General features: G+C 65.9%; 22 protein-coding genes and 1 pseudogene. 3 read left to right on the plus strand and 20 right to left on the minus strand.

From position 1 onward, the window contains the following. Positions 1 to 10 precede the first annotated feature (10 nt). From BSY238_RS06505 to BSY238_RS06535, 8 genes and pseudogenes are all read right to left on the minus strand, one after another. Positions 11 to 1,972 carry a hybrid sensor histidine kinase/response regulator gene (locus BSY238_RS06505; protein WP_069038421.1) on the minus strand — a complete coding sequence of 654 codons (1,962 nt, stop codon included), beginning with the start codon at positions 1,970 to 1,972 and terminating at the stop codon, positions 11 to 13. A 13-nt stretch (positions 1,973 to 1,985) separates the two neighbouring features. Next, complete coding sequence (locus BSY238_RS06510) at positions 1,986 to 3,098, minus strand: FIST signal transduction protein (RefSeq protein ID WP_069038422.1); 1,113 nt, start codon at positions 3,096 to 3,098, stop codon at positions 1,986 to 1,988. A 66-nt stretch (positions 3,099 to 3,164) separates the two neighbouring features. Further along, complete coding sequence (gene recG / locus BSY238_RS06515; RefSeq protein WP_069038423.1) at positions 3,165 to 5,189, minus strand: ATP-dependent DNA helicase RecG; 2,025 nt, start codon at positions 5,187 to 5,189, stop codon at positions 3,165 to 3,167. Between the two features lie 28 nt (positions 5,190 to 5,217). After that, positions 5,218 to 5,598, minus strand: a complete 381-nt coding sequence (locus BSY238_RS06520) for a RidA family protein (protein ID WP_069038424.1) — start codon at positions 5,596 to 5,598, stop codon at positions 5,218 to 5,220. 127 nt (positions 5,599 to 5,725) lie between these two features. Next, positions 5,726 to 6,211, minus strand: coding sequence for a CZB domain-containing protein (locus BSY238_RS18720; protein WP_335625447.1), 486 nt, complete (start codon positions 6,209 to 6,211; stop codon positions 5,726 to 5,728). Beyond that, positions 6,185 to 6,439, minus strand: a pseudogene (locus BSY238_RS18725) (methyl-accepting chemotaxis protein); the annotation flags it as partial. The gene BSY238_RS18720 and the pseudogene BSY238_RS18725, both read right to left, overlap by 27 nt. Before the next feature lie 496 nt (positions 6,440 to 6,935). Continuing rightward, a complete protein-coding gene (locus BSY238_RS06530) occupies positions 6,936 to 7,739 on the minus strand; it encodes an SPOR domain-containing protein (RefSeq protein WP_069038426.1) in 804 nt (267 codons plus the stop codon). Next, entirely contained in the window at positions 7,736 to 8,221 is a 486-nt protein-coding gene (locus BSY238_RS06535; RefSeq protein WP_069038427.1) for a DUF2802 domain-containing protein, read from the minus strand. Before BSY238_RS06535 ends, BSY238_RS06530 begins: the two co-directional genes overlap by 4 nt. 110 nt (positions 8,222 to 8,331) lie before the next feature. Here BSY238_RS06535 and BSY238_RS06540 point away from each other — a divergent pair, with 110 nt between their 5' ends. Continuing rightward, positions 8,332 to 9,084 carry a YdcF family protein gene (locus BSY238_RS06540; protein WP_069038428.1) on the plus strand — a complete coding sequence of 251 codons (753 nt, stop codon included), beginning with the start codon at positions 8,332 to 8,334 and terminating at the stop codon, positions 9,082 to 9,084. A gap of 20 nt (positions 9,085 to 9,104) precedes the next feature. On the opposite strand, the gene BSY238_RS06545 is transcribed toward BSY238_RS06540, so the two are convergent. From BSY238_RS06545 to BSY238_RS06580, 8 genes are all read right to left on the minus strand, one after another. Further along, the gene (locus tag BSY238_RS06545) at positions 9,105 to 9,845 is read right to left on the minus strand and encodes an SDR family NAD(P)-dependent oxidoreductase (RefSeq protein WP_069038429.1); all 741 of its coding nucleotides are present in this window, start codon (positions 9,843 to 9,845) and stop codon (positions 9,105 to 9,107) included. A 43-nt stretch (positions 9,846 to 9,888) separates the two neighbouring features. Next, positions 9,889 to 10,701: a thiazole synthase gene (locus tag BSY238_RS06550; protein WP_269465914.1), complete on the minus strand. Its 813-nt coding sequence runs from the start codon at positions 10,699 to 10,701 to the stop codon at positions 9,889 to 9,891. 1 nt (position 10,702) lies between these two features. Then, a complete protein-coding gene (gene thiS / locus BSY238_RS06555; RefSeq protein WP_069038430.1) occupies positions 10,703 to 10,921 on the minus strand; it encodes a sulfur carrier protein ThiS in 219 nt (72 codons plus the stop codon). After that, entirely contained in the window at positions 10,914 to 11,864 is a 951-nt protein-coding gene (gene lipA, locus BSY238_RS06560; RefSeq protein ID WP_069040507.1) for a lipoyl synthase, read from the minus strand. The genes thiS and lipA overlap by 8 nt, the downstream gene beginning before the upstream one ends. Positions 11,865 to 12,005: 141 nt before the next feature. Beyond that, positions 12,006 to 13,115 (minus strand): acetoin dehydrogenase dihydrolipoyllysine-residue acetyltransferase subunit, encoded by a 1,110-nt coding sequence (locus tag BSY238_RS06565; protein WP_069038431.1) that lies wholly within the window; start codon positions 13,113 to 13,115, stop codon positions 12,006 to 12,008. Continuing rightward, the gene (locus BSY238_RS06570) at positions 13,115 to 14,125 is read right to left on the minus strand and encodes an alpha-ketoacid dehydrogenase subunit beta (protein WP_069038432.1); all 1,011 of its coding nucleotides are present in this window, start codon (positions 14,123 to 14,125) and stop codon (positions 13,115 to 13,117) included. The genes BSY238_RS06565 and BSY238_RS06570 overlap by 1 nt, the downstream gene beginning before the upstream one ends. Positions 14,126 to 14,158: 33 nt before the next feature. Next, positions 14,159 to 15,133 (minus strand): thiamine pyrophosphate-dependent dehydrogenase E1 component subunit alpha, encoded by a 975-nt coding sequence (locus BSY238_RS06575; protein WP_069038433.1) that lies wholly within the window; start codon positions 15,131 to 15,133, stop codon positions 14,159 to 14,161. Between the two features lie 142 nt (positions 15,134 to 15,275). After that, on the minus strand, positions 15,276 to 16,355 hold the full coding sequence (locus BSY238_RS06580; RefSeq protein ID WP_083223944.1) for an ATP-NAD kinase family protein: 1,080 nt from the start codon (positions 16,353 to 16,355) through the stop codon (positions 15,276 to 15,278). A gap of 296 nt (positions 16,356 to 16,651) precedes the next feature. Here BSY238_RS06580 and BSY238_RS06585 point away from each other — a divergent pair, with 296 nt between their 5' ends. After that, the gene (locus tag BSY238_RS06585; protein WP_069040509.1) at positions 16,652 to 18,703 is read left to right on the plus strand and encodes a sigma-54-dependent Fis family transcriptional regulator; all 2,052 of its coding nucleotides are present in this window, start codon (positions 16,652 to 16,654) and stop codon (positions 18,701 to 18,703) included. 68 nt (positions 18,704 to 18,771) lie between these two features. Here BSY238_RS06585 and BSY238_RS06590 read toward each other — a convergent pair whose 3' ends face one another. From BSY238_RS06590 to BSY238_RS06600, 3 genes are all read right to left on the minus strand, one after another. Next, entirely contained in the window at positions 18,772 to 19,167 is a 396-nt protein-coding gene (locus BSY238_RS06590) for a c-type cytochrome (protein WP_069038434.1), read from the minus strand. Positions 19,168 to 19,353: 186 nt separating this feature from the next. Beyond that, positions 19,354 to 21,036 carry a pyrroloquinoline quinone-dependent dehydrogenase gene (locus tag BSY238_RS06595; protein WP_069038435.1) on the minus strand — a complete coding sequence of 561 codons (1,683 nt, stop codon included), beginning with the start codon at positions 21,034 to 21,036 and terminating at the stop codon, positions 19,354 to 19,356. Between the two features lie 69 nt (positions 21,037 to 21,105). Beyond that, positions 21,106 to 22,287 carry a porin gene (locus BSY238_RS06600; protein WP_150123892.1) on the minus strand — a complete coding sequence of 394 codons (1,182 nt, stop codon included), beginning with the start codon at positions 22,285 to 22,287 and terminating at the stop codon, positions 21,106 to 21,108. A 469-nt stretch (positions 22,288 to 22,756) separates the two neighbouring features. Here BSY238_RS06600 and thiC point away from each other — a divergent pair, with 469 nt between their 5' ends. After that, complete coding sequence (thiC, locus tag BSY238_RS06605) at positions 22,757 to 24,706, plus strand: phosphomethylpyrimidine synthase ThiC (RefSeq protein ID WP_069038436.1); 1,950 nt, start codon at positions 22,757 to 22,759, stop codon at positions 24,704 to 24,706. Positions 24,707 to 25,414: 708 nt separating this feature from the next. On the opposite strand, the gene BSY238_RS06610 is transcribed toward thiC, so the two are convergent. Continuing rightward, positions 25,415 to 26,026 carry a hypothetical protein gene (locus BSY238_RS06610; protein WP_069038437.1) on the minus strand — a complete coding sequence of 204 codons (612 nt, stop codon included), beginning with the start codon at positions 26,024 to 26,026 and terminating at the stop codon, positions 25,415 to 25,417. Between the last annotated feature and the right edge of the window lie 41 nt (positions 26,027 to 26,067).

Genomic DNA, 26,067 nt, shown 5'->3' on the forward strand with positions numbered 1-26,067 from the left:
ACACGCACCTTCATCCGGGCATGCCTTCTGCCAGCGCCGCGATCTTCTCGCGCAGCACGCGCGGCAGCAGCGGTTTGGTCAGAAAATCATTCATGCCGGCTTCGAGGCAGGCCATGCGGTCGCCTTCCAGCGCGTTTGCGGTCATCGCGAAAATGGGGACTGGCGGGCGCCGGAGTTCGCACTCCATTTCACGAATGAGCCGCGTCGCCTCGACGCCGCCCATCACCGGCATCTGCATGTCCATCAGCACCAGGTCGAATCCACCATCGACCATCATCTCCAGCGCCTGCATGCCGTTCTCCGCCAGCGTGACCCGGTGACCGCTGCGCGTCAGCACCGCTTCGGCCACTTTCTGATTCACCGGATGGTCTTCCACCAGCAGGATGCTGAATGCGATAACCGGCCGTTCCGCTGCGGCAGCAGTCGATTCGACCGGCACCGCGTTGCCGCGCACGAGCGGAAGGTCGAGGCAGAACACGCTGCCCTTTCCGGGTGTACTGCTGAGGGCGATGTGGCCGCTCATCAGCGAGGCGAGGCGGCTGGAAATCGACAGACCCAGACCGGTGCCGCCATAACTTCGCGTGGTCGAACTGTCCTGCTGTGCAAACGCTTCGAATACGTGACCCTGCTTGTCCGGCGCAATACCGATGCCGGTATCGATCACCGAGATGGACAGCCGCTCCTGTGCAGCGGATTCGACGCGCACGCCAGCCCGGATCGTGACGCTGCCTTGTGAGGTGAACTTGATGGCGTTGCTGACCAGATTGATCAGCACCTGACGCACGCGCAACGGGTCGCCGCAGAGCAGCCGAGGCAGCCCGGGATCGCACTCGAGCTTGAACGGCAGGGATTTCTGACCTGCCTGCGCGGCCATCATGCGCACCACTTCACCCAGCAGGTCGCCCAGGTCATACGGTACGGATTCGATCTCGACCTTCCCCGCTTCGATCTTGGAAAAGTCCAGTATGTCGTTGATGATGGCCAGCAGCGACTCCGCGGAACTGCGCGCCACCGCGACGTACTCGCGCAACTCCGTCTCGCTTGCCGCGTCCTGCGCAAGGTCGAGCATGCCGAGCACACCATTCATCGGGGTACGGATTTCATGGCTCATGTTGGCCAGAAATTCACTCTTGGCGCGGCTGGCCGCCTCGGCGGCGTCGCGTGCCCGGCGCAGGGCATCATTCGTTTCCCGTCGGGTGGTGACGTCGAGTGCCACTCCTGCGATCTGGTGCGCGGTTGCACGTCCGAGCACGCGTACGACCCTCACACTGCCGTCAGGCTGTTGCACGCGCAGGTCTTCATCGAGGGGTTTCTTTCCCGCCAATGCCGTGTCCAGCCCGCTTCGCAGGCGCCCCACATCGATCGGCAGCAGGCGATCAAGCCAGGCGTCGAGCCGCTGCCCGAACACCGTCGGCTCGACACCGTGCATGGCGCACATGAGTGTGTCCCAATCAAGCGCGCCGGTCGCTGGCGTCCAGCTCCATACGCCCAACGAGGCCGCTGACGTGGCCATTTCGAGCCGCTGCTTCTCGCGCTCGAGCGCCTCGTCGCTGAGGCATGCGCGACAGGCATTGGCCAGTTTGCGGGCCAGGGCAAGAAAGCTGTCGAGGAAGCTGCTTTGCAGCACCGGGCCGCTACGCTCGATCACCAGCAATCCGAACTCAGGCAGATCGACCAGGTGGTGGACGACGCCATCCAGTGCCACATTCATCCATCCCTGAGCGGCCACATCGGCCGGCGAGGGCCAGCACGCCCGCAGCGGCGGAAAGCGCGCACTGCGCTCGAGCGTACGCGGCAGAATGCAGACCGGTTCGAGCGCATCGCCGCTGCGCATATACACGGCAGCACCGCTGGCGTTGAGCAGACGCAACGTCTCCGACAGCACGCGTCGCGTCATCGGCTCCAGCTGCGTACTGTCGCCGATGGACAGCGAAATGCGAAACAGGATTTCGGTCTCGAGAGCGAGCTTCATGTCATTGCGCGCATCAGCCCTCGATCAGGGCCATGACGGACGTCTTGTTGTAGAACTCGAGAAACTCGCGTCCGCTGTTCGCGATTTCGCCCAGCGTCAGGGCGCCGAACAGCGGCTCGCCGCGGTCCACCGCATCCAGTTCGCGCCCGAAGTCTTCGCCGAGGTAGAGCACGCGGGATATGCAGTCGATGAACATGCGCGTCGCGCGCACAGGCGGCTCGCCGTCAAAAGCATCGGCCGCCTTGCGCACCGTCTGGGCGGCGGCAGCGAGCAGGTTTTCCGGCGCACCACGCAGCACATGTACGAAGGCGCCTTCCGGCACCTCGCCGACACACACCAGCGCGCCCCTCTCGCCCACCATCAGCGGGTCGCGGACGACCACCTCGCTGTCCAGCCGGCGTATGCCGAAGGGGAAGCCCTTCGCAATGTCGAAGAACCCGGCGGCATCCAGCGTGGCGCCTGCCAGCGGCTCGACATGTTCCCGATAGACGTCGAAAGCCGGACGACCATTCAGCGTGAGTATGGTGTTGCGGTCGGAGGCGGTCACCTTGAGTGCGTCGGACACCACCTGCCAGCCGTGCGCCACACCGATGCCGCTGCGCAGATCGGTGCCGGCCAGCACGACGGCGTCCTGCAGCAGCCCGCGCGGCGTGATCAGGCAAGGCTTCTGCACGAGACTCAGCGAGCCGGCACCGCCACCGATGTAGTTGGGCAGCAGGCCGAAGTTCTCGAACAAGGCGGTAATGGTGGCGCCGATCCGCCTGCTGAAACCGTCGACGAACACGAACAATGTGCTCCCGGGCGAGTCCAGTCCAGCAAGCGCGGCATCGATGTCGGTGCCGGGGTCACTCAGGTTCTCGATGATGCAGAGGCGCGGTGCCACCGGCAGACCCACCACCAGGGTGCCGCGCTCCAGGTGCTCGCGACCGTGGATGATCTGCGGAAAAGTGCCACCGAACACCGGCCGCGCGGCTGCACGCAGCAAGGGATCAAGCTGTTCTGCCGTGAAGCCGTTGCCGTCGCACGCCAGCACCAGCAGACCACCCACACCCGGGCGTGCCGCCACATCTTCCAGCAGGGTTGCCAGCGCAGCGACGCTGCCGCTGCGATCAAGTGCGATATCCATTTCTGCTCCAAAGGATCAGGCGCTCGCAGACTGAGCGCCACATCCTTTCCTTAACGGATAGGCACCTCAGGCCTTGAGCAGATCCTCGCGCCCGGCCAGCCAGCGCGCCAGATGGCGTTCGGCCGCTGCGACGTCGTCGCGCAGCAAGGTCGCTGCAGCTTCGCGCGCCAGCTCGACCAGCGCCTCGTCGAGCAGCAGGTCGGCGAAGCGCAGCAACGGCTGGCCGGACTGGCGGCTGCCGATGAATTCGCCCGGTCCGCGCAGCTTCAGGTCTTCGGCGGCGATCATGAAGCCGTCGGTGTAGGCATGGATGACGCGCAGCCGCTCGCGCGCGGTCTGCGAAAGCGGACCTTCGTACAGCAGCACGCAGGCCGATTCGCGGCTGCCGCGCCCGACCCGGCCGCGCAACTGGTGCAGTTGCGACAGGCCGAAGCGCTCCGCGTGCTCGATCACCATCAGGCTGGCATTGGGCACGTCGACGCCGACCTCGATCACCGTCGTCGCCACCAGCAGGTCGATGTCGCCGGCGACGAAGGCGGCCATCACCGCCGCCTTCTCGTCCGGCTTCATGCGGCCATGCACCAGGCCCACCTTCAGATCGGCGCACGCGGCAACCAGCTGTTCATGGGTGTCGATCGCGGTCTGCAGCTGCAGGGTTTCCGACTCTTCGATCAGCGGACATACCCAGTAGGCCTGGGCACCGACCGCGCAGGCGTCGCGCACGCGGGCGATCACCTGTTCGCGCCGCGCCGCCGATATGAGCTTGGTCAGCACCGGCGTGCGGCCCGGCGGCAACTCGTCGATGACCGATACATCGAGGTCAGCGTAGTAGCTCATGGCCAGCGTGCGCGGGATGGGTGTGGCGCTCATCATCAGCTGGTGCGGGCTGATGCCGCCGGCCTTGGCGCGCAGCGCCAGGCGCTGGCGCACGCCGAAACGGTGCTGTTCGTCGACCACCGCCGCACCGAGGCGGGCGAAGTCGACCGCGTCCTCGATCAGCGCATGCGTGCCGACCGCCACCGGCGCCTCGCCGCTGGCGATCAGCGCCTTCATCGCGCGCTTGTCGCGCACCTTCAGGCTGCCCGACAGCCAGGCCACGCGGATACCGAGTGGCTCCAGCCAGCCGGCCAGCTTACGGTAGTGCTGTTCGGCGAGGATTTCGGTCGGCGCCATGAAGGCCGCCTGATAGCCGGCTTCGACGGCGCGCAGGCAGGCCAGCGCCGCCACCACCGTCTTGCCCGAGCCGACATCGCCCTGCAGCAGCCGCTGCATCGGAAAGGGCTGCGCCAGATCGGCGGAAATCTCCTTCCAGGCGCGTGCCTGCGCACCGGTCAGGCGGAACGGCAGCGCGGCCATGAAGCGCTTGATCAGCGCACCCTTGCCGGCCAGTGACGGTGCGTCGCGGCTGCGCCGTGCGTCGTGCGCGCGCTTCAGGCTGATCTGCTGCGCCAGCAGTTCGTCGAACTTGATGCGCCGCCAGGCGGGTGCGAGCCGCTCATCCATGTCGCGCAGCGATTCGCCCGGTCGCGGCCGGTGCAGCGCGTCCACCGCGTCGGCGAACGGCATCAATCCATAGTGCCGGCGCAGGGCGTCCGGCAGGCTGTCGTCAAGGCTGACGCGTGCCAGCGCATCATCGATGGCGCGTCGCAGGCTGGCCTGCGACAGGCCGGCCGTGGTCGGATAGACCGGCGTCAGGCGGTCGGGCAGCGGCGTGTCCTCACCCACGCTGCGCACGCGGGGGTGCAGCATTTCGGCGCCGAAGAAACCGGGGTTGATGTCGCCGAACAGGCGCACCCTGCGCCCTACGGCGAGCTGCTTCTGCTGCGACGGATAGAAATTGAAGAAGCGCAGCGTCACGGTGCCGCTGTCATCGAAGGCACTGACGATGAGCTGGCGGCGCGGTTTGAACTTCACCTCGCTTGCGCTCACCTCGACCTCAACCTGTACCGGCGCGCCGGCGCGCGCCTGCGCCAGCGGCGTCAGGCGGGTTTCGTCTTCGTAGCGCAGCGGAAAGTGCAGCACCAGCGCGGCGTCCGCGCCGAGGCCGAGCTTGTCCAGCGCCGCGGCGAGCGCTTCGCTCCGGGGACTCACCGCGCGGCCGACAACAACCGGGGCCGGGTCAGTCGATCACCAGCACGCCGTCGATCTCGACCATCGCACCGCGCGGCAGCGCCGACACGCCGACCGCGGCGCGCGCCGGATAGGGCTGCTTCAGATAGCGCGCCATGGCTTCATTCACCTTGACGAAATTGCCGAGATCGGTGAGGTAGACATTGAGCTTGACCGCGTCGTCGAGCGATCCGCCGGCCGCCTCTGCGACCGCCTTCAGATTGTCGAACACGCGGGCGATCTGGGCGTCGATGCCGTCGACCATGTCCATCTTGACAGGGTCGAGACCGATCTGGCCCGACAGATAGACGGTGTTGCCGACCTTCACGGCCTGCGAATAGGTGCCGATGGCGGCCGGTGCGTCAGGGGTGGAAACGATGGTGCGCGACATGCGTATCTCCGGAAGTCAGCAGGGGGAATGCGGCGCGGCGACCTGATGGTCGCGCGCCGGACGACGCCGGATTATCGCGGATTCACGGGCACACGGCGCGGCGCTGCGTGCCCGTCAGGCAAAACGCTCAGTGCGGATGCCGGTGATCGATCGATTCGCTCATGCGGTCGAGCTGGCTGATCACGTCGACGCTCAGGCTTTCCATGCGGGCGATGCCGCTCAGCGCGGCATCGAAACGCCCGGCCCGGGCATGTTCGAGCGCCTCGATGCCGACGCGGTGGAACGCCTCGTGCGGCCCTTCGAGTTCGCGGAACCCGTCCAGGTGGCTGTGGCAACGACGGCCCTCGCCCTCGTAGTACCACTTGCCCAGCCGGCACTGGACATGGCTGGCAAAACTGTCGGGCGTGAGGCCCGACTGGCCGGAAGCGGCCTGATACACATCCATCTTGTAGGCCAGATGATCGACCTTTGCCAGTTCGGCAAAGGTGCGCAGCGAGGTTGCGGCCATGTGCGCGCCATTGGCTCCGGCCTGGCTGCTGAGTGCATCCAGCTGAGAACTTGCCGACAGCCCCTGGGCCGAATACGCGTCGGCGTCGGCCGAATTGGCCTGCATGCGCTCGGTCGCCTGCGCGGTGTCGTGCTGGATGCCATCGACCAGCCCGACGATTTCGGACGTGGCGGCACCGGTGCGTTCGGCCAGCTTGCGCACCTCGTCGGCCACGACCGCGAAGCCGCGACCCTGTTCGCCGGCGCGCGCTGCTTCGATGGCGGCGTTCAGCGCCAGCAGATTGGTCTGGTCGGCGATTTCTCGGATCAGACCCACGATGCCGCCGATCCGCTCGGCGCGTTCGCGCAGCGTGTCGACGCTCAGTGCGGTGTCCTTCAGCCGCGCCGAATAGCCCTCCAGGCCAGTTGCGATGACCCGGCTGCCTTCGGCCGTCTGCGATATGCGGGCTGCCGTGTCGGCGGCGCGCTCGGCTTCGCCGGTGACGATGTCGGCCAGCGATGCAAGCGTTGTCCGGAAACGCTGGAAGGAGCCGGCGTAAGCCGTCAGATTGGACAGCAGCCCGGCGTTGAAGCCGCACTGAGCGCGGATGTCCTCGTTGCTTCGCTGCAGTTCGGCCCGCTCGCTCTCAAGGCGTTCGATATCCACGCGCAAGGTGCCGACCTCCTGGCGCAGACGCTTTCCTTCATCCGCCAGTGCATCCAGCTCTGTCCTTTTCACCCAGCCCAGAAGCGCCATCGCAGCCTCGCATGTTCTTGTCGATCGGGATCGTTATTACGTCCGGACCGAACACGGGCTTTAGAGTCTGTCGGGATTCACGGCGAGGCAGTTTTCACGGGTGGCCGGACGTGGCCCGCACGGGCGCCGGCGCGCCACTGTCCATGCCCAGTGCGCGCAGCCTCGCGCGCGCCTGATCGGCTTCTGCGCGCGTCTTGAACGGGCCGACGTGCACGCGCGCCTCGATCTGCGATGGAATGCCCTTGAGCGCCAGTTTCGCGCGCACGTCTTCCGCGTTGGCCACACTGCTGAACACGCCGACCTGCACCCGGTAACCGGTGATTTCGCCCTGACTGGCCGCCGCCGGCGGCGGCGTGCGCGTGAGCGGCTGGGCGGCTGGCGCGCGCGCTGCAGCCTGCGCCGGCGCCCGCTGCGTGGCTGCGGGCGCGCGAGGTTCACCGTCACCGATCACCAGGCGACCGGGCGTAGCCGGTGCGGGAGCGGTGGGAGCGGGCTCCGCTTCGGCGGTTCCGGCGGGCGCTTCGGGACGTGCCGTGCCTTCGGGCAGCGGCGGCGGGGTATCCGGCAGATTGACGTTCCTTGTCTGTGCCGCGGTGTCGTCGGAGGCACCCGGATCGCTTGCGCCTTCATCGGCCGCTGGCAACGGTGGCAATGCAGTTTCTTCGGCCGGCGGCTCGGTTTCGGCGACGGCCGGCTCGGGCTGCACGCCGGCCATCGGTGGCGGCAAGGGCTCGGCCGGCTTGCGACTCACGTCGAACAGTGCCAGGCCACCGATCAGCAGCGCGATCAGACCGCCTGCCACCACCACCCGGCGCAGCAGCGCAGTGCGCTGTTCCGCCGCCTGTTCTTCGGCGTCGCTTCTCACACCCAGACGCGCCCGCGCCACTGCCGCACTCATGTTTCGTCTCCCCCGCCCATGCCGCGGCTTTTGGCCAGCGTCCGCACCAGTTCAGCTTCGCCGACCGACATTTCGCATTGGTCGGCAATGTCTTCGGCACTCAAGCCGCGTGCCGCCAGCGACAACGCCTCGCTGTACTGCGGCGCCACCGGCGGCAGTTGATTGACCGTTTCCACCCGGCGACCGAGTTCGTCGATGCGCAACTCGGCCTGATCAAGACGGATTTCCATCTGCTGCATCAGCGGCGCCAGCCGGCGGTCCAGCAGGGTGTCGAGCATCGCCTCGATCTGCTCCGGTTGCAGCGCCGGCGCAGTCGGCACGATGGTCGGCGGATCGGGGTCGGCAACCGGTTCCGGCTCAGGTTGCACGCGACGGGCGTTCAGGGTGGACAGGCGCATCAGTGCATAACCCATGTATGTGGCGAGGATGACCAGCGCAACGAGCGCCGCTTCCTTCCAGCCGATAGCCGATACATCGATCAAGAGCACGCTCCGTTGAGGCGCCGTTCCGGGCAAGAGGGGCGCCGTGGTCTTCCCGTCGCCATGAGGCGCATTGGCCCGGATAATAAGTCTTTTTGCCCGGATAGGCGCCCATGCTGGCTTCGCTGCTGTTCGCCCTGAAGAAGCTGCTGTCCACCGTGCTGCTGCCGCCGGTCAGTCCGCTGCTCGTCAGCACCTGTGGGCTGCTGCTGCGCCGGCGCCATCCGCGCACCGGCGCAGCGCTGGCGTGGAGCGGTCTGATCGCGCTGTGGCTGCTCGCCACGCCGGTGGTATCGGGCTGGCTCGAGCGTTCGACCTATGCCACCGATGCCGTGGCCGACCTGTCGGAGGCCCAGGCCATCGTCATCCTCGGCGCCGGCAGCACCGACAATCTGGTGGATTACGACGGACAGACGGTAAATGGCTTCGCCCTTGAACGTCTGCGCGCCGGCGCCCGGCTGGCGCGCCAGACCGGCCTGCCGGTGCTGGTCAGCGGTGGCGTCGTGTGGCAGGGCAAACCGGAAGCAGACATGATGGCGGACGCGCTGCAGGAACAGAACGTACCGGTGCGCTGGATTGAGTCGGCATCGCGCGATACCGGCGACAACGCCGCACTGTCCGCTGCTGCGCTCGGCAGCGACGGCATCACCCGCGTGGCGCTGGTGACGCACGCCTTCCACATGCGGCGCGCGATGGAACACTTCCGTCGCGCCGGGCTGACGCCGCTCGCCGCCCCCACACTGATCCGTCGCGAAGGCGGCGTGACGGCGGGCGATCTGGTGCCGACCATGCGCGCGCTGTCGCAATCATGGGTCGCGCTGCACGAATGGCTGGGCTGGATCGCGATGAACCTGCGCGTGGCGTAAGCCGGCGCCAGCCACAGCGCTCAGAGCTTGGTGCCACCGCTGACGTCGATCACCTGACCGGTCGTCCACCCGCCGTCCGCACCGGCGAGGAAGGCGACGATGCCGGCCACGCGATCTGGCCCGGCGATGCCCGACAGCGCCTGGATGGACTGCACGGCCTCTGCGCCACCGCCCTCCAGCAGACGGGTGGTGAGGCGGGTTTCGATGACGCCCGGTGCCACGGCATTCACGGTGATGCCGCGCGGACCCAGTTCGGCCGCAAGGTGCAGCGTCAGCACATCGACGAAACCCTTGGTGGCCGAATAGGCAGGCATGCCGGGGAAGGCTGTGCGCGCCACCACGGACGACAGGTTGATGATGCGACCGCCGCTGCCCATGCGCGTCAACACCTTCTGCGTGACGAAGAACACCGACCGCATGTTGACCGCCGACAGCTCGTCGAAGCTGTCGACATCCATGTCGCTGATCGATGCAAACGGCGCGATGCCCGCGTTGTTCACCAGCACGTCGACCTGCTGTTCGGCCAGGCCGGCGAGCAGCTGGTCGGCGCCATCGCGCGCCGCCAGATCCGCCTGCACGACAGACGCACTGCCGCCCGCCTGCCGTATGCCTTCGCACACCGCCCGCGCCTCGTCCGCCCCGCGACCGTAGTGAACCACGACATGAAAGCCATCGCGTGCGAGCCGTCCGGCGACTGCTGCACCGATGCCGCGTGATGCGCCGGTGACCAGTGCAACCTTGCGTGTTCCTGCTGAAGACATCCGAATTCCTCCCTGTTTTTGTAGTGGGTGCTTCCTGCTGTACTTACATCTGGGTGATCAATCCGACCTGCGGCGACGACGCCACGGCGCGGTACGGCACCGGGTCCATGCGCCCGGCCAGAAAGGCCTGGCGGCCGGCAGCGACGGCGTGGCGCATGGCGCTGGCCATCAGCACCGGATCGCGTGCGTGCGCGATGGCGGTATTCATCAGCACGCCGTCACAACCGAGTTCCATCGCCACGGCCGCATCCGATGCGGTGCCGATGCCGGCATCGACGATGACCGGCACGCCGGCCTCGGCAATGATGATCTTGAGGTTCCACGGATTCAGGATGCCCATGCCCGAACCGATCAGGCTGGCCAGCGGCATCACCGCCACGCAGCCCATGCTCTCGAGCACGCGCGCCTGTATCGGGTCGTCCGAGCAGTACACCATCACGCGAAAGCCGTCGCGGATCAGCACTTCGGCCGCGCGCAGCGTTTCCGGCATGTCGGGGAACAGCGTCTTCGCGTCGCCCAGCACTTCGAGCTTCACCAGATCGTGGCCGTCGAGCAGTTCGCGCGCGAGCCGCAGCGTGCGTACCGCATCGTCTGCGGTGTAGCAGCCGGCGGAATTGGGCAGCAGTGTGTAGCGACCGACCGGCAGCGCGTCGAGCAGGCCGGGCGCGCCGTCGCGCGACGTCAGCGGCACGCGGCGGATCGCCACGGTGACGATTTCGGCGGCGCTGGCATCGAGCGCGCGCGCGGTTTCCGTCAGGTCCCGATACTTGCCGGTGCCCACCAGCAGGCGCGATTCGAAAGTCTGGCCGCCGATGACCAGCGAGTCGCTCAGACAGGGGCTCAATGGTGGATTCACGTCAACCTCCTCCCACTGCGACGACGATTTCCACGCGGTCGCCGTGATTGAGCCAGGTGCAGTCGAATGCACTGCGCGGTACGATTTCGCCATTGCGCTCGACCGCGATGCGGCGTGTGCGCAAGGCCTTGCCGTCGAGCAGGCTGCCGACCGACATGACGGCGTCCAGCCGCTCGATCTGTCCATTGACGGTGACCAGCGAAGGGCGCGGGTCAGTCATGATCGACGTGCGCCTGATGCAGTACGTCAGCGCGGTAGGACGAGCGCACCAGCGGGCCGGCTGCCACCTCGCTGAAACCCAGTTCGAGCGCCTTCTCGCGCAGTGCGTCGAAGCGTGCCGGCGTGATGTACTCGATCACCGGCAGGTGCGCCGGCGACGGCCGCAGGTACTGGCCCAGCGTCAGCAGGTCGCAGCCGTGCGCGCGCAGGTCGCGCATCACCTCGACCACTTCGTCTTCGGTTTCGCCAAGACCGAGCATCAGGCCGGTCTTGGTCGGCACACCGGGGAAACGCGCGCCGAAATCGCGGATCAGCTTCAACGAGCCTTCGTAGTTCGCGCCGGGCCTGACCTCGCGGTACAGGCGCGGCACGGTTTCCATGTTGTGGTTGAACACGTCCGGCGGCGACACCGCCAGCGCGTCGAGTGCGGCCGCCTCGCGGCCACGGAAATCGGGGGTGAGCACCTCTATCGTGATGTCCGGACTCAGCGCCCGGATGTCGGCCATGCACTGCGCAAAGTGCGCCGCGCCGCCATCGCGCAGATCATCGCGATCGACCGAGGTGATGACCACATAGCGCAGCTTCATCGCCGCCACCGTGCGCGCCAGACGCTGCGGTTCGTCGGCATCGGGCGGCAGCGGCCGGCCGTGCGACACATCGCAGAACGGGCAGCGGCGCGTGCAGATGGCACCGAGGATCATGAAGGTCGCAGTGCCGCGACCGAAGCACTCGCCGATGTTCGGGCAGGCCGCTTCCTCGCACACCGTATGCAGTGCGTGGTCACGCAGCACGCCCTGCAGTGCGCGCACCGCCGGCGTGTCCTGATCGCGACCGCGCAGCCAGGCAGGTTTCGCCGGCGACGCCACGTCTTCGCGAACCTTGACCGGAATGCGGGCCAGCTTGTCGCGTCCGCGCAGTCCTTCCCCCACGACTGCTGTACTCATTTCTTGTCCTTCATCGGGTTGCTGCGGCGCATGCCGCAGCAAGGCGGAACACCCGCAACGGATGCTCCGCCCTGTCCATCACCTTTACAGGGCGGACGGTGTGACTGCTCAACCTGAGCCCGGATCGGGCTCAGTTCGTACTCAGCTCGTGAACTCGCCGATCAGCTTGTTCACTTCACTGGCCGATTCCATCTGCACCATGTGACCCTGTGCCGGCAGCACGACCACCTTGGCCGACGGGATGGCCGAAGCATGCGCAACCGGAATGATCCGGTCGTTCTCGCCCCAGATCACCAGCACCGGCTTGCCGCTTGCCGCCGCGACATCGGCCAGCAGCGCAGACTGCCGGCCGCCGGGGAACAGCCCGCCGGCCAGCGTGGCCAGCGCCTCGTCCACACCTTCCAGCCGCTTGTACTTGAGCATGTCGTCGATCAGCTGACGCGTGACCAGACCGGCGTCCGAAAAGAGCTGCGCCAGCAGCGGCTTGAGTGCATTGCGCGTGTTGCCGGCGACGAAGCCGTCGATGTAGGCACCGTTGATGTCGCTGCCCAGACCGGCACTCGCGATCAGCGTCAGTGACTTGACCTTCTGCGGCGCGCGGCGGGTCAGTGCAAGACACACGCCGCCACCCATCGAATGGCCGACGACATCGGCGGACGCGATGCCGACAGCATCCATGAACCCGCTCACCGCATCGGCCAGATCGTCGAGCGACGCCGCGCCGGTGACCTTGGTCGAGGCGCCGTGACCCGGCAGGTCGATCGCATAGACGGCACGCGAAGCGGCCAGCGCTTCATGGTTGAACAGCCAGTTGTTCAGGTCGCCACCGAAGCCGTGGATCAGCAGGAGCGGCGTGCCGCCCTCGCCGCGCTTCAGATAGCGCAACTGCCGGCCATTGACCTGCACCGTCTGCGTCTGCGGTCCGGCGTCGGCCTCGTCGTCGGTCGGCGGCACGAATTCCGCCTGGAAACGGGCGATCAGATCATCGATCAGATCATCCGACACATCGGCGTCGGCAATCACGCCGAGCAACGCGCCGACCGGCAGCACCTCGTCCGGCTGGGCGACCTGCCGGCGCAGCACGCCGGTGACGGCCGCCTCGACGGCGCCGGAAATCTTCTCGCTCTCGACTTCGACGATTTCCTCGCCCGGAGCGATCGTGTCACCGACTTCCTTCAGCCACAGGTTGACCTTGCCCTCCTGCATGGACAAGCCCCACTTGGGCATGGTGACAGTAAGAATCGAGGACATCAGCGGTACTCCTTGACGCGCATCACGGCTTCTTCGATGCGCGCCGGACTGGGAATGTAAAGATCTTCGAGCGACGCTGCGAAGGGCACGGGTACGTGCGGTGCGGTCACCATCTGGATCGGTGCCTTCAGCGCGCGGAATGCTTCCTGCGCGATGAAGCCCGACACGTCGGACGCCATGCTGCAGCGCGGATGCGATTCATCGACGATGACCAGACGGCCGGTACGCTCGACGCTTTCGAGAATGGTGTCGAAGTCCATCGGCGAAGTCGTGCGGGGATCGATGATTTCGCACTGGACGCCCTTCTTGCGCAGGCTGGCACCCGCATCCTTGGCGTAATTCACCATGCGGCCGAAGGCCACGATGGTCACGTCGTCGCCTTCCTGCACCACGGCGGCTTCGCCGAACGGCACGATGTAGCTTTCTTCCGGTACGTCGCCTTCCATCGTGTAGAGGGCCTTGTGCTCGAGGAAGATCACCGGATCGTTGTCGCGGATGGACTGGATCAGCAGGCCCTTCGCGTCATACGGATTCGACGGCAGCACCACCTTCAGCCCGGGGATGTGGGTGAAGATGTTGTACAGGCACTGCGAGTGCTGCGCGGCGGCGCGAAAGCCCGCACCGTACATCGCGCGGATGACCACCGGCGTCTTCGCCTTGCCGCCGAACATGTAGCGGAACTTGGCAGCCTGGTTGAATATCTGGTCGAAGCAGACGCCCATGAAATCGATGAACATCAGTTCTGCCACCGGACGCATGCCGTTGCAGGCTGCGCCGACCGCGGCACCGATGTAGCCGGATTCCGAGATCGGCGTGTCGAGCACGCGCCCAGGGTGCTTCGCATACAAGCCCTTGGTGACGCCGAGCACGCCGCCCCACGAGTCTTCCTCGCCCGGTGCGCCGGCGCCGCCGGCCACGTCTTCGCCCATGACGATGACGCTCGGGTCGCGTGCCATTTCCTGATCCAGCGCCTCGTTGATGGCTTGCTGGTAAGTGATCTTTCGTGCCATCTGATATTTCTCCTGTCAGCGTGTGGCGTGGGTTCAGTAAGAGACGTAGACGTCTGCCATCAGGTCTTCGGGCAAGGGCAGCGGATCTGCCTTGGCCTTCACCACCGATGCTTCGATCAGGGTCTTCACCTCGACATCAATGGCTTCGAGCTCGGCCATCGACAGTTCGCCGCGAGACGTCACGCGACGTGCGAACTGCATCAGGCAGTCCTTGGTTTCGCGCAGCTTCTGCACTTCGCCCGGTGCGCGGTAGGTCTGCTGGTCGCCTTCGAAGTGGCCGTAGTAGCGCGACAGCTTCACTTCGAGCAGCGTCGGTCCGCCGCCTTCGCGGGCGCGCTTGACCGCTTCGCCGGCCGCTTCATGCACGGCGAAGAAATCGAAACCGTCGGCGATGACGCCCGGCATTCCGAAGGCTGAGGCACGGTCTGCGATGTTCTCGCAGGCGACCGAGAATTTGCTGGCGGTCGCTTCGGCATAGCCGTTGTTCTCGCCGACGAAGATGACCGGCAGCTTCCACACGGCTGCCAGATTCATGGCCTCGAAAATCGTGCCCTGATTGGACGCGCCATCACCGAAGAAGCACACGCCGACGTTGTTGCTGCCGCGCAGCTTGGACGCCAGCGCGGTACCGCAGATCAGCGGGCCGCCGCCACCGACGATGCCATTGGCACCCAGCATGCCGACGTCAAGATCAGCGATGTGCATCGAGCCGCCCTTGCCCTTGCAGGTGCCGGTGCGCTTGCCCCAGATCTCGGCCATCATGCCGACAGGATCGACGCCCTTGGCGATGCAGTGGCCGTGGCCACGGTGGGTACTGGCGATGTAGTCGTCGCGGTTCAGGTGCATGCAGATGCCGGTCGCCGACGCTTCCTCACCGGCATACAGGTGGACGAAGCCGGGGATTTCGCCAGTGGCGAAATCGACGTGCAGACGTTCCTCGAATTCCCGGATCGTGCGCATGGTCCGGTAAGCCTGCAGCAGGCCTTCCCTGGTCAATGAACTGCTCATGGGTGCTCCTCGTTGTGGATGGAATGACAAGCCCGCTGATCTCCGGCAGCTGCGGGCGGTTGGCCGGACGAACCGGGCACGAAGGCGCTGGCGGCTGGCGCCGGCACCTCCGGGGAGAGACGGGACAGGGCGCGCACGCGGCTCATGCCGGGCTCCCTGCGTAGTGGCGCAGCACGCGTCGGCGCGCCGCGTTTTCGAGTACGGCGGCGACATCGATGGTCAGCGGGCCGTGCAGGTCGAGTTGGACGCTGATGCGGTTCGACGGATCGAACTCGATCTCGCGCTCGCCATCGAGCGCGATGGTGCCGCTCTGCGGCGCGAGCTCGACCGGCTGCCCGGGCAACAGGCGGCCGTACTCGCGGATGCCGACCGCGCTGATCAGTCCCGGGGCAATCGGCACGATCACCTGCTGCGGCGTAAGCGTCGTGTCGGCGCAGCGCACATGCAGGCCGTGCGGCGCGCTGCGGGTGACCGGTTCGAGCTGGCCGGCGATCGCCGACAGACCGATCGCATCGGCCCCGGCGAAGGCGACGAACAGTTCTTCCAGCAGCGCGCTGTCCCACACGGCGCGCGAGCCGACGTAGTTGTGGCGCGTGACGCACACATCGACCAGAGCGATGTCCGTGCGGTCATCGCAGCGCACGCGCAGCAGCTTGTTGCGCCGCACGCCGACATCGGCCGGCACGGCACCGGTGGCCAGCAGGCCGGCCGCCAGTCCGGCGACCGTGGCTTCGCGCATTTCGGGAAAGGCGTTGTTGGTGCCGGTGGACAGCGCCAGCAGCGGCACCTGGCCGCAGCGCGCCGCCACGGCGCGATGCGTGCCGTCGCCGCCGAGCACGATGATGGCGCCGGCACCCGCCTGACACATCAGCTCGGTCGCCAGCAGCGTATCTTCGGCCGAGCCGGTCACCGGCATGTCGATGAAGCGCGGCTGCACCGTGACCGGGGAACCGGTGGTCACCGACAGCGCGCGGAACAGCGGGCCGCAGATGCCGCCCGTGTCGGGCATGATCATCACGTCGCGCACGCCGGCCGCTTCCAGCCCGGCGATCGCCCGCACCATCATGCTGGCCTTCTCGGCGTTCGGAAACACCGACGCCCGCGACGTCAGGCGGCGGATGTCCCGGCCCGATGCGGGATTCGCGATGATGCCGACGAGGGCGGGACGGGGCGGGACGGACAGCACGGCGATGCGACTCCAGGCGTTGATTACCTGTGTCATTGCATCGGCCGTGCCAGCGCCATCCCGCCAGCCTCGCCGGCGCTGACAAGCGGATGATTCTTAAGCGCTCTTCGGCACCTGGTCCGCGTCGACGCAACACGCGGCCACCCACCTGTCGCATCGCCGCCGGCTGCGACAACGGGTCATTGAGACACCTGTCTCACTTTTCGGAGACATTCGTCGCGTTGATTTCAGGCGGTTCAGGGCTTACCCTCAATTCACAAAAGTGAAACGCCGCGGCAGACGCCGTCGCACGCGGTGTTTCGATAGTTGTACATATTCGTGAGGAGATGGACATGGACCGCGGACACACAATCTCGGAACACGTCGGCCGGGTACTCAAGGCCATCGAAGCACCCAGCCGATCCGCTCCGCTTCATGCGGAGCACGACCGGCTGACGCGCTCGTGGCACCGGTCGCTGAACAAGCACTCGATAGACCCCGGGCGGGCGACGACACCAAAGGTCGTCACCGCCTACGAACTGCGCGAACATCGCGACCGCCTCGAAACCTTCATGCGCATCGCGCGCGAAGGCGTCGAGCGACTGCACCATCAGGTGCTGCTCGCCGACTACTGCGTGCTGCTGACCGACGCCCAGGGCGTGACGGTCGATTTCCGCACCGTGCCGCACCTCGAGCGAGAACTGAAGGACGAAGGCTTTCGCAACGGCACCTGCTGGGCGGAAGAACACGAAGGTACCTGTGGCGTCGGCACCAGCCTGATCGACTGCCAGCCCACGCTGGTCCATCGCGGCGAACACTTCCGTGCCCACAACATCAGCTTCACCTGCAGTTCGGTGCCCATTGTCGGTCTTGAAGACGAGCCGATCGCCGTGCTCGATGCATCGGCGCTGTACTCGCCTGAACAGCGCGAAAGCCAGCTGCTGATCTACCGCATGGTGCTCGACAAGGCGCGCCTGATCGAGGACGCCTACGCCCACTACAGCCTGCGCAACCACTGGATACTGCAGCTCGGCCCGATCGCCGAATTCCTGCCGGTCGAAACCGACTACCTGATCGCGTTCGACGACAGCGGCCGCATCGTCGGCGGCAACCGGCGCGCCCGCCACGAACTGATCAACCACAACGGGCGCCGCGCCGAATACCTGCACGACCTGTTCGAATGCACCGCCAGCGGCATCATGGCTGCTGCGCATGCCAGCCCGGGCGCACCGTTTCCGCTGCGCATGTTCGCCACCGGTCAGCGCCTGTTTGCCGTGCTGCGCGCGCCGCACGCCCGCACGTTGCCGCAGATTGCCGCCAAGCCGGTCGCCGAGGCGGAAGACCTGACGGCGCCACGCGGATTCCGCCACCTCGCGCTGGGCGACCCGCGCGTGAAGGCCAATGTCGGCTGCGCGGTGCGCGTGGCCAACCGCGACATTCCGGTCATGCTGCTGGGCGAGACCGGCACCGGCAAGGAGGCGTTCGCGCGCGGCATCCACGATTTCAGCGACCGCGCCAAACAGCCGTTCGTCGCGCTCAACTGCGCCGCGATCCCGGAAAGCCTGATCGAGAGCGAACTGTTCGGCTACCGCGACGGCGCCTTCACCGGTGCCCGCAACAAGGGCTCGAAGGGCAAGATCCTTCAGTCCGACGGCGGCACCCTGTTTCTCGACGAAATCGGCGACATGCCGTTGTCGCTGCAAAGCCGACTGCTGCGCGTGCTCGCCGAAGGCGAGGTGGTGCCGCTCGGCGCCGAACAGCCGACGCCGGTGCGCCTGCATGTGATCTGCGCGACCCATCAGGACCTGCCGGAACTGGTGCGCGAGGGGCGCTTCCGCGAAGACCTGTTCTACCGCCTCAACGGCGCCTCGTTCACGCTGCCGCCGCTGCGCGAGCGCGAGGACAAGCAGGCGCTGATCGAACAGGTGATGCTGGAAGAAAGCACCGCGATGGAACGCATCGGCATTTCGATCGAGGCACAGACCATGGACGTGCTGCTGGCCTACAGCTGGCCGGGCAACATCCGCCAGCTGCGGCACGCTGTTCGCTACGCCTGCGCCATTGCGGAAGGTCCGCAGGTGCGACTCGAACATTTCCCGCATGAGCTGCGCGCCGGCAACAAGCCAGCGCGCGTCGCCCTTCCGCCACCGCCGGAGCAGCAGCCGGTGGTCGCAGCCATTGCGTATGACGCCTGCGAAGACGACAGCGGCGAGCCATTGAGTGAAATGTGTCTGCAGCTGCGCCAGAAGATGCTCGAGGCATTGCGCCGCAATCACTGGAAGGTGACCGAAACGGCGCGTCAGCTCGGCATGTCGCGAGCCACCTTCTACCGCAAGATGGCACGTCTGCGCATCGTGGCGCCCAACTACCTCGACAGCGCCGAGCGGTCCGCCCAGCAGGGCTGAACCGTTGGCATCCGTCCCGCTGCAGCCTCACGCTGCGGGACGGACACCGCAGCCCTTCCGGCCACGTCCTACTGCGTGCCGAGAAACTTGATGTAAGCCACCAGTTCCCATATCTGATCGGTCGAAAACGCTGCGCCCCAGGGCGGCATGATGTCCGACGTGCGACGTCCGTGGAAGATCGTGCGGAAAGCCTCTTCGTCCGCCAGATCGGTGCGTCCCTTGAAATCGGGGGCGCGCCCGCCGACACCATCCGAACCATGGCAGTAGCCCGCGCAGGTCTTGTTGAAACGCTTCTTGCCGAGGGCGATCCGCTCCGGATCGGTCAGATCGAAGGATGGTGCAACAATCGGTTCTTCGGTTGCCATGGCGGGTGACGGCGCGGCCCAGATCATGCCCAGGGCAATCACCAGTGCGCTTACGGTCAGCCGGCCTGCGGCATTGCTGCGTGGAGTTTCATGAGTCATTGCTTGAAGTCCTCGTCGGGTTTCCCAATCAGGGTCTCGTGACATTCCATCACGATCCGATTGAATGTCAGCAGACCCCAGCAACAGTGTGAACGAAAAAAAACAGGCAGCAACATGAGTAACCGCCTGTGAATGAGGAGACATGCCACCCCGGCGCGGAGCCACGCGCCGGGGGTTCCAACGTTGCTACTCCAACGTGAAAGCGATGATTGCAGCGCCGCCCGGCAGATCCTTGATCTGCGGGAATGCACCTGCGAGGAAGCCCGGAGCATGCGAGCCCAGACCGGTCGGGAACACGATGTACTGCTTGCCCTTCACCGAGTAGCTGACCGGCCCGCCACGCAGGCCCGAGCCCGAATTGAAGGACCACAGTTCCTTGCCGGTTTCAGCGTCGTAGCCGAAGATCTTGCCTTCCAGATCGCCGGTGAACACCAGCCCGCCTGCCGTGGTGAGGACCGAAGACAGCGGCGGCATGTCGTACTTGATCGACCATTTGAGCTTGCCGGTCAGCGGATCACGTGCGTCCAGACGGCCATGCGGCTTGCTGTTGGGCGGCGCCACCAGCTTGATCGACTCGATGCCCAGCGACAGCGCCGAAACGGCCTTCAGGTTGTCCGGATCATCCTTGCCGGCCACCACCTCGTTGCAGACTTCCATCGCATGCGAGTACCACAGGCCGGTGCCCGGGTTGTAGGCGCCGTGATTCCAGCTGCGCGCACCGAGCAGGTTCGGACAGAAGGTCTTCACCTTGTCGACTTCCGGGTAGATCGGATCGATCAGCGCACCGGTCTTCGGGTCGATGCCCTTGACCCAGTTCACGTTCTCGGAGAACTGCCACACGTTTTCAAGTGCGCCATCCTTCTTGTCCATCACGAACACGAAGCCACCCTTGTTCAGGTGGACGATGACGTCCTTGCCGTCCTTCTGCACGACCAGCGCTTCGTACGCCGAGTCGTAGTCCCACGAATCGTTCGGGACTTCCTGACGATGCCACTTCAGCTTGCCGGTCTTGCCTTCGATCGCGAGCAGCGAAGCCGTATAGAGGTTGTCGCCCTTGCGGTCGTAGTTGTAGTAGTCGGGGGCTGCGTTCGACGTACCGATGTAGATCGTGTCGGTCTTCGCGTCGTAGGTGCCCGGCATCCAGGCGCTGCCGCCACCGACCTTGCCGCTGTCGCCCGGCCAGCTCTTCGGATCATTCTTGATCACGTCGAAGGTCCACGCCGGCTTGCCGGTGTCGGCATTGACGGCGTAGATCTTGCCCGAGATCGGCTGATCGCCGCCGGTGGTGCCGCCAAACAGGATATTGCCGGCCAGCTGCGGCGGAGCGGAGAACAACGCGCCGTACTGCGTCTTCGGATCGGTGAGCTGTGTCGACCACAATTGCTTGCCGGTCTTCTGGTCGAGCGCGATGAAGCGGCCATCCAGCGTACCCACGAACACCTTGCCGCGACCCACGGTCACGCCGCGGCTGGCTGCGCCGTAGAACACCTGTTCGACGATCTTGTCGAGCTTCGGAGCGAACTGCCACAGCGTCTTGCCGGTGGCGGCATCGATCGCCCATACATTGTTGTTGGCCGAAATCGTGTACATCACGCCATCGATGACGATGGGCGTCGACTGCAGGCCGTGCGTGATGTTGCCCGGCTGGTGCACCCAGGCCACCTTCAGCTTCTTCACGTTTTCGCGCGTGATCTGGTTCAGCGGGCTGAAGCGCCAGGCATTGCTGGTGCGGTGATATTCGGGCCAGTTGTTCGGGTCTTCAAAGCCAGCCTTGCCCTGCGCCATGGCGGGTGCCGCGGTCAGGAAGGACAGCGCCGAGCCTGCCAGAAGGGCAGCCGACAGGCGGAACATCTTGCGTGAGGCGGTCATCTATCAATCTCCATTCACTGGGTTCATTCACCCGGGTTCAGCCCCGGGTGTTCAGACAGTCGCGTTGCTTCAGAACATGAAATTCAGGCCGACATTGAGCAGCGTGCTCTTCTCGCCGGCGGTCACGCCTGCGGCGACGATGCTGGTGCGCAGCGTGGCACCCGCATCGGCATCGGCGTACGCGAACTGCACGTACAGCGTGGTGTCCGGCCGCCACTGGTAGTCATTGCTGATGACGAGGAACTTCGTTTCGTCGGTCTTGTTCCTGTCGTCCTTGTTGATGTAGTACGCAACGGTGGCCGAATTCTTGGCGTGCCACTTCCAGTCCAGGCCCGTGCCGAAGCCGTTGATGTCGGCCAGTTCGGCGCCGGTGCGCGCATCGTTCTTCGCGTTCATCCAGTTGTTCTTCCAGATGAAGTCGCCGAACGGAATCGCGAAGCCGAGCGACGTGTGCTCGATGTTGCTCTTGCCGGTCTGCTCGTCGTTCATCGCCTGGTAGGACGCGGACAGCGTGATCGGGCCGTTGTAGGTCGCACCCAGGGCATACGAGCTGTTGTCCTTGGCCGAACCGGGCTGACCGCCGAACGCGTACAGCACGCCGAAATTCACCGGGCCGACAGTATGTCTGTACTGCACGGCGTTGCTGAAGAAAATACCCACATCGTTGTTGGTGTTGCGGTCGCCGCCAGGTGCATTGGCGGTCGTGAACAACTGGCCGTAGGCCCACGCATACAGGTTGGAGAACTGTTCCTTGAAGGCACGCGGTTCGGTGCCGATGTGGGCCAGCAGTGCCGGGCCGTACTGACGGCCGACCGTCACGCTACCCCAGTCGCCGCGCACACCCAGATTCGCCTGACGCCGGAACAGCGGCGTGTTGTTCGTACCCCCGCGCGGCGCATCACCGGTGCCGTGCAGGAAGCCGTCGTTGGTATCGAAGTGCGATTCGAGGTTGAAGAACGCGGTGAGATTCGGCTGCAGTTCGCGCTCGCCCTTGAAACCGATAACAGTCTGACGCAGACCGCTGGTTTCCATCGAAGTCTTGCTGTCACCGCTGGCGTTCGCCTTGCTGTTGTACAGCAGGCCAACGTCGATGATGCCGAACATCGACAGCTTGGTACCGGCCACTTCACCGATCACGATGTCGGCTTGCGCCGCACCGGGAACCATCATCATTGCCGCAGCGACTGCCGCTGCCAGCGTGCATGCGTTGCGTGCGCCCTGCGCCGACGCGCCAGAGATCTTCTTTTTCATACTCCCCTCCGATTGTTGATGTCGAAACTTCGAGCTTCGACGCGGCGCCGCTTTCGGCGACACCTTCGTCGGAGAACACAAGGGCAGAATCCATGCCAACGCTCACGGCATTGAATTGACTGGGTATTTTTCCCGGACCCTGAGAATCACCCGGAGAGACATGCGACAGATGTCTTGGCAAAGGCCGAGAAACTGCGACATCTGTATCGACCGCGCGAAGGGCGTCGCAGGTGTCTCGCGAGACGCCTTGGCGTGCGTCCGATGACCGTTGCTTCGGCGGATGACAACTCACCCAGTGCGCCCGGCGGGCGCCGATCCGGCCCCGGAATCGACTGACGGCCGCACCGTGTATCCGCGCGCCGCCGCTGCGTCATGTGCCCGTTTCGTGGACTGGAAATTGCTGAACGGTACAGACGCACACCGTGCGCCTGTGGTGACATCACCGCAGCCGCGCCCCACAGGAGCTTTCATGAACGCCAAAGACCCGCTATCCCCCGACTCCCGCGATTCCCGCGATACCTTCCTCGCCGCGCAGGCGCACGTCGACTCGGCGGCCATCGCGCCGCTGCCCAATTCGCGCAAGGTCTACATCGAAGGTTCGCGCCCGGACATCCGCGTGCCCATGCGCGAGATTTCCCAGTCCGACACCCCCGCCTCCTTCGGCGCCGAGAAGAATCCGCCGGTCTATGTCTATGACTGCTCCGGCCCCTACTCCGACCCTGCCGCCGCCATCGACATCCGCTCCGGCCTGCCCGGCGTGCGCTCGGGCTGGATTGCCGAGCGCGGCGACACCGAACAGCTGTCGGGTCTGAGTTCAGCCTTCGGCACCGAGCGTGCCCTGGATGCCGCCACCGCCCACCTGCGCTTCCCCGGCCTGCACCGCGCCCCGCGCCGTGCGCTGCCCGGACGCAACGTCTCGCAGATGCACTACGCCCGCCAGGGCCTCATCACGCCCGAGATGGAATACATCGCCATCCGCGAGAACCTGCAGCGGCGCGAGTACATCGAGTCGCTGAAGGCCTCCGGCCCGACCGGTGCCAAGATGGCCGCCCTGCTCGGGCGCCAGCACCCGGGCCAGAGCTTCGGCGCGTCCATCCCGGCCGAAATCACCCCCGAATTCGTGCGCGATGAGGTCGCGCGCGGGCGCGCCATCATCCCGGCCAACATCAATCACCCGGAGAGCGAGCCGATGATCATCGGCCGCAACTTCCTCGTGAAGATCAACGCCAACATCGGCAACTCCGCACTGGGCTCGTCCATCGGCGAGGAGGTCGACAAGATGACCTGGGCCATCCGCTGGGGCGGCGACACCGTGATGGATCTGTCCACCGGCAAGCACATCCACGAAACCCGCGAGTGGATCATCCGCAACTCGCCGGTGCCCATCGGCACCGTGCCCATCTACCAGGCGCTGGAGAAGGTCGACGGCAAGGCCGAAGAGCTCACCTGGGAAATGTTCCGCGACACGCTCATCGAGCAGGCCGAACAGGGCGTCGACTACTTCACCATCCACGCCGGCGTACGCCTGCCCTACATCCCGATGACCGCCAACCGCATGACCGGCATCGTCAGCCGTGGCGGCTCCATCATGGCCAAGTGGTGCCTGGCGCACCACAAGGAGAGCTTCCTCTACACGCACTTCGAAGAGATCTGCGAAATCATGAAGGCCTACGACGTGAGCTTCTCGCTCGGCGACGGGCTGCGTCCGGGATCGATCTTCGATGCCAACGACGAGGCGCAGCTGGCCGAGCTCAAGACGCTGGGCGAGCTCACCCAGGTCGCCTGGCAGCACGACGTGCAGGTGATGATCGAAGGCCCGGGCCACGTGCCGATGCAGCTCATCAAGGAGAACATGGACCTGCAGCTGGACTGGTGCGACGAGGCGCCCTTCTACACGCTGGGCCCGCTGACCACCGACATCGCGCCGGGCTACGACCACATCACCAGCGGCATCGGCGCGGCGATGATCGGCTGGTACGGCACGGCCATGCTCTGTTACGTCACGCCCAAGGAACACCTGGGGCTGCCGGACAAGGACGACGTGAAGACCGGCATCATCACCTACAAGCTCGCCGCCCACGCCGCCGATCTGGCCAAGGGCCACCCGGGCGCGCAGATCCGCGACAACGCGCTCTCCAAGTCACGCTTCGAATTCCGCTGGGACGACCAGTTCAACCTCGGGCTCGATCCGGACAAGGCGCGCGAGTTCCACGACGAGACGTTGCCCCAGCACGGCGCCAAGCTCGCGCACTTCTGTTCGATGTGCGGCCCGCACTTCTGCAGCATGAAGATCACCCAGGACGTACGCGACTACGCCGCCGCCCAGGGCCTCACCAACGAGGCCGCGCTCCAGCAGGGCATGGAGACGAAGTCGATCGAGTTCGTCAAACAGGGTGCCGAGGTGTACAGAAAGGTGTGAGGCGCGCAGCGGCGGCTCTCGCCGGAGCTGTTCCTGTGGGAGCGGTGCCCTCGCCGCGATCGGCGCATTGATCAACGATCATCACGGCATCCATCGCGGCGAGGCCGCCGCTCCCACAGTCCCTGCGCTGAAGGACGGGCCGTGGCGCCAGGGGCGCCTCCCCTGTGGGAGCTTGCTGTGGGAGCTTGCTGTGGGAGCTTGCTGTGGGAGCTTGCTGTGGGAGCTTGCTGTGGGAGCTTGCTGTGGGAGCTTGCTGTGGGAGCTTGCTGTGGGAGCTTGCTGTGGGAGCTTGCTGTGGGAGCTTGCTGTGGGAGCTTGCTGTGGGAGCTTGCTGTGGGAGCTTGCTGTGGGAGCTTGCTGTGGGAGCTTGCTGTGGGAGCTTGCTGTGGGAGCTTGCTGTGGGAGCTTGCTGTGGGAGCTTGCTGTGGGAGCTTGCTGTGGGAGCTTGCTGTGGGAGCTTGCTGTGGGAGCTTGCTGTGGGAGCTTGCTGTGGGAGCTTGCTGTGGGAGCTTGCTGTGGGAGCTTGCTGTGGGAGCTTGCTGTGGGAGCTTGCTGTGGGAGCGGCGGCCTCGCCGCGATGCGCGCGCTGATCTTCGACCATCGCTGCACTGATCGCGGCGAGGCCGCCGCTCCCACAGCGGTCAACCCCTCAGGCCGCCGCTCCCACAGTCCCTGCGCTCAAGGACGGGCAAGTGGTTCAGGGGGCGCCTATTGCAGCGCCTTGATCTGCTCCGGTGACAGACCCTTTACCGCTTTCGCCGCCGATTCACGGGCGCGGTCGCGGTCGGTTTCGATGATGGCGTGCACCGAGTTCATCACCTTGTCGTACGCGGCAGCGGCTTCTTCCTTGCTGATCTGGCCGGCGGCGGCGCGCTCGCAGGTACGGTAGAGCGACTCGCGCAGGAAGGACAGCATCTGCGTGCGTTCGGCCAGCCTGACGACCGACGCGTCGAGCTCCGCCGATCCGCCTTGCGACTTGCCCTGCGTCGCTTCCAGCCGTGCGATGAGTTTGAGGGTGGCGTCCGGCGCGGCTTCCGCGCAGCTGCGGACGGCAGGTGCCGGGGCAGCAGCGGGAACTGCCGCCGCCGCTGCAACAGCGCCAGCCCCAGCACCCGTCGCAGGACGCGCGGGCTCGGCCATCCCGAGCTTTTCGCTGAGCGTGACCGCCGGTGTCACCGGCTTCAGTGAATGGTCGTACTTCGCCCAATACTGCTTGTGGCTGTCCGGCGCCTCATCACGCCCGGCACTTTTCGTCCCGAGACCGGCGCAGCCGGACAGGAACAGCGTGGCGAGCACGACGGATATCGGCAGGGATTTCATTCTGGCTCCTTTTGAATTCTTGGTATGTGTTGTGCCGCGGC

The organism is Methyloversatilis sp. RAC08, assembly GCF_001713355.1.
Lineage (GTDB): Bacteria > Pseudomonadota > Gammaproteobacteria > Burkholderiales > Rhodocyclaceae > Methyloversatilis.